The organism is Paracoccus sp. (in: a-proteobacteria), assembly GCF_030536915.1.
Taxonomy (GTDB): domain Bacteria; phylum Pseudomonadota; class Alphaproteobacteria; order Rhodobacterales; family Rhodobacteraceae; genus Paracoccus.
On record NZ_JAUNPC010000038.1, the window covers coordinates 1 to 3,170 of the forward strand.

At 69.0% G+C, this 3,170-nt stretch carries 3 protein-coding genes; 1 reads left to right on the forward strand and 2 read right to left on the reverse strand.

Features of this window, described 5'->3' with window-relative positions; all coding sequences use genetic code 11:
- Window positions 1–18 precede the first annotated feature (18 nt).
- The gene (glyA, locus tag Q4F04_RS08390; protein WP_303369383.1) at window positions 19–1,302 is read right to left on the reverse strand and encodes a serine hydroxymethyltransferase; all 1,284 of its coding nucleotides are present in this window, start codon (window positions 1,300–1,302) and stop codon (window positions 19–21) included.
- 141 nt (window positions 1,303–1,443) lie between these two features.
- Here glyA and Q4F04_RS08395 point away from each other — a divergent pair, with 141 nt between their 5' ends.
- Window positions 1,444–2,196, forward strand: a complete 753-nt coding sequence (locus Q4F04_RS08395) for an NAD kinase (protein ID WP_368660708.1) — start codon at window positions 1,444–1,446, stop codon at window positions 2,194–2,196.
- Between the two features lie 570 nt (window positions 2,197–2,766).
- On the opposite strand, the gene Q4F04_RS08400 is transcribed toward Q4F04_RS08395, so the two are convergent.
- Window positions 2,767–3,170 (reverse strand): phosphotransferase (locus Q4F04_RS08400; RefSeq protein ID WP_303369385.1); only part of this gene is annotated, 404 nt, incomplete at its 5' end.

Here is a 3,170-nt window from a genome sequence, read left to right on the forward strand (position 1 = left end):
CCGGCGCGCCCCTTTGTCTCACATCCCGTCGTAGAGGGGGAACCTTGCGCAGAGGGCCTTGACCTCGGCGGCCACGCGGGTCTCGACCTCGGCGTTGCCTTCGGGGCCGTTGGCGGCCAGGCCGTCCACGACCTCGACGATCCAGCGGCCGATCTGGCGGAACTCGGCCTCGCCGAAGCCGCGCGTGGTTCCGGCGGGCGAGCCGAGCCGCACCCCCGAGGTCACGGTCGGCTTTTCCGGGTCGAAGGGGATGCCGTTCTTGTTGCAGGTGATGTGGGCGCGGCCCAGCGCATCCTCGGTCTGGTTGCCCTTCACGCCCTTGGGTCGCAGGTCCACCAGCATCAGATGCGTGTCGGTGCCGCCGGTGACGATGTCGAGGCCCCCCTTCATCAGCTCGTCAGCCAGCGCCTGCGCGTTCAGGACGACCTGCCGCGAATAGTCCTTGAACTCCGGCCGCAGCGCCTCGCCGAAGGCCACGGCCTTGCCGGCGATGACATGCATCAGCGGCCCGCCCTGGATGCCGGGGAAGATGGCCGAGTTCACCTTTTTCGCAATCTCGGCGTCATTGGTCAGGATCATGCCGCCGCGGGGACCCCGCAGCGTCTTGTGCGTGGTCGTGGTCGCCACATGGGCATGCGGGAAGGGCGAGGGGTAAAGCCCCGCCGCCACCAGCCCCGCGAAATGCGCCATGTCCACGATCAGATATGCCCCGACCTTGTCGGCAATCTCTCGCAGCCGGGCGAAGTCGATGATCCGCGGGATGGCCGAGCCGCCCGCGATGATCGCCCTGGGCTTGTGCTCGTTCGCAAGCGCCTCGACCTGGTCGTAGTCGAGCAGGCTGTCCTGCTGGCGCACGCCGTATTGCACCGCGTTGAACCACTTGCCCGACTGGTTGGGCTTGGCGCCATGGGTCAGGTGCCCGCCCGCATCGAGGCTCATCCCGAGGATGGTGTCGCCGGGCTTCAAGAGCGCCTGGAAGACGCCCTGGTTGGCCTGGCTGCCCGAGTTCGGCTGGACGTTCGCGAAGTCGCAGCCGAACAGCTGCTTTGCCCGGTCGATGGCGAGGTCCTCGGCAATGTCCACGAACTCGCAGCCGCCGTAGTAGCGCTTGCCCGGATAGCCCTCGGCATACTTGTTCGTCATCACCGAGCCCTGCGCCTCGAGCACCGCACGGGACACGATGTTCTCGGACGCGATCAGCTCGATCTCGTCGCGCTGCCGCCCAAGCTCGCCCCGGATCGCGTCGAAGATCGCAGGATCGCGCGTGGAAAGCGTCTCGGTGAAGAATGTGCTGTCGGTCATGGGTTCCTCCGGGCCGGTTTGTCGGGTGTTAGCCCCTTTGGCCCGCCCGATCCAGCAGGCAGCCGCTGAATTCCGGTGCGTGGAAGGAACGGTCCGCGCAGGGCCTTGCCAAGGGGCGGGCAGGGTGCATGGATGCTCGGCATGACCGCGATCCACTTCACCGCCAGCGAGACCGACACCGCCCTATCTGCCATGGGCCGGCTGATGGAACGCTACGGCCAGACCCCGGCGAACCGCGCCGACGCGGTGGTGGCGCTGGGGGGCGACGGCTTTCTTCTGTCGGTGCTGCGGCAGAACCTCGGGCGGCCGGTTTACGGCATGAACCGGGGCACGGTCGGCTTCCTGATGAACGACTATGCCGAGGACGACCTGCCGCAGCGCATCGCCACCGCCGAGGAAACCGTCATCAACCCGTTGTCGATGGTGGCGGGCGCGCCGGACGGCGACGAATACCGGGCGCTGGCGATCAACGAGGTCTCGATGCTGCGCGCGGGTCCGCAGGCTGCCCGCATCCGCATCAGCGTCGACGGCCGCGTGCGGATGGAGGAACTGGTCTGCGACGGGCTTCTGGTCGCGACACCCGCCGGGTCCACGGCCTACAACTATTCGGCGGGCGGACCGATCCTGCCGATGGGCTCGGACGTGCTGGCACTGACCGCGCTGGCGCCCTTCCGCCCCCGGCGCTGGCGGGGGGCGATCCTGCGCCACGATTCGGTGATCCGCATGGACGTGCTGGACCCGCGCAAGCGCCCGGTCATGGCCGACGCCGATGCCAAGCAGGTGGACCGGGTGCTGTGGGTGGAAATCCGCAGCGAGCCGCGCATCGCCCACCGCCTGTTGTTCGACTCCGGCCGCGGGATGGACGAGCGGATGATGCGCGAGCAGTTCACGTAAGGCTTTCGCGGCACAAGCAAGCCATCGGCGGCGATGATCCGTGCCGGAAGCGCGCATCCAGCGGGCCGGGGTCTGGGCGGCTTGTGCCATGTTCATTCCCGTGCCTCTGCTGGCACCCATGCCGCATTTATTGGTGCACCCGCTGCGCCATCCATCCCGGCCGCGACCGCTGAAGCCGCTTGTCGGGCGTGCCGCGTCCTGTGTCGGGATGACGAGATTCTGACCGGCACCGGCGCGCTTGTGACGATGCCGCACAAGGTGAGGACGATGGGTCTTGTGGATCATGTGACCCCACTGCCGCCATCGCCGGGACGGCCAATGCGGTGCGGGCCGAGCCCGACGAGCGGCTCACCGCCGACCCGTTCGACGGCGAGAGCTTCGTGCGCGGCCTGCTGTGCAAGGGGCAGGAAATTGCCGGCCGCCGCGCCCTTGTGGTCGGCTGCGGCGGGATGGGCAGCGCGATCGCCGCCTCGCTGGCCCTCGCGCCCTGGCTGCCAGTGGATGCCCTTGACGGCGGGCTGGCTTGCCGCATCGCTGCGGATGATGAGGCCCTTGTCCCGGAGGGCCGGATCATCCCTTCGGCGGCGTTTCCCCTAGCACCTCCCATGCCCTGTGCGCGAAGCGGTTTGCGAGGGGGGCGTAGCGGGCGGCTTCGGGGTCGACGGCGGTGCCCTGGGCGGCGCGGTCGGCGATGCCCGTGAAGATCACCGCGAAGCGGAAGAGCGCGAAGGCGATGTGGAAGGGCTGGGGCGGGGGGACGGCGGGGTGGACCTCGCGGTAGGCCGCGAAGAACTCGGCCTCGGAGGGGATGCCCTGGGTCTCGGCGCCGAGGATGCCGCCGTATTCCTCGGGGCTGGTGTGGAAGGGCATGGCCGCGAAGCCGAGGTCGGCCAGCGGGTGGCCGATGGTGGACAGTTCCCAGTCGAGGACGGCGATCACCCGCGGCTCGGTCGGGTGGATCAGCATGTTGCCCA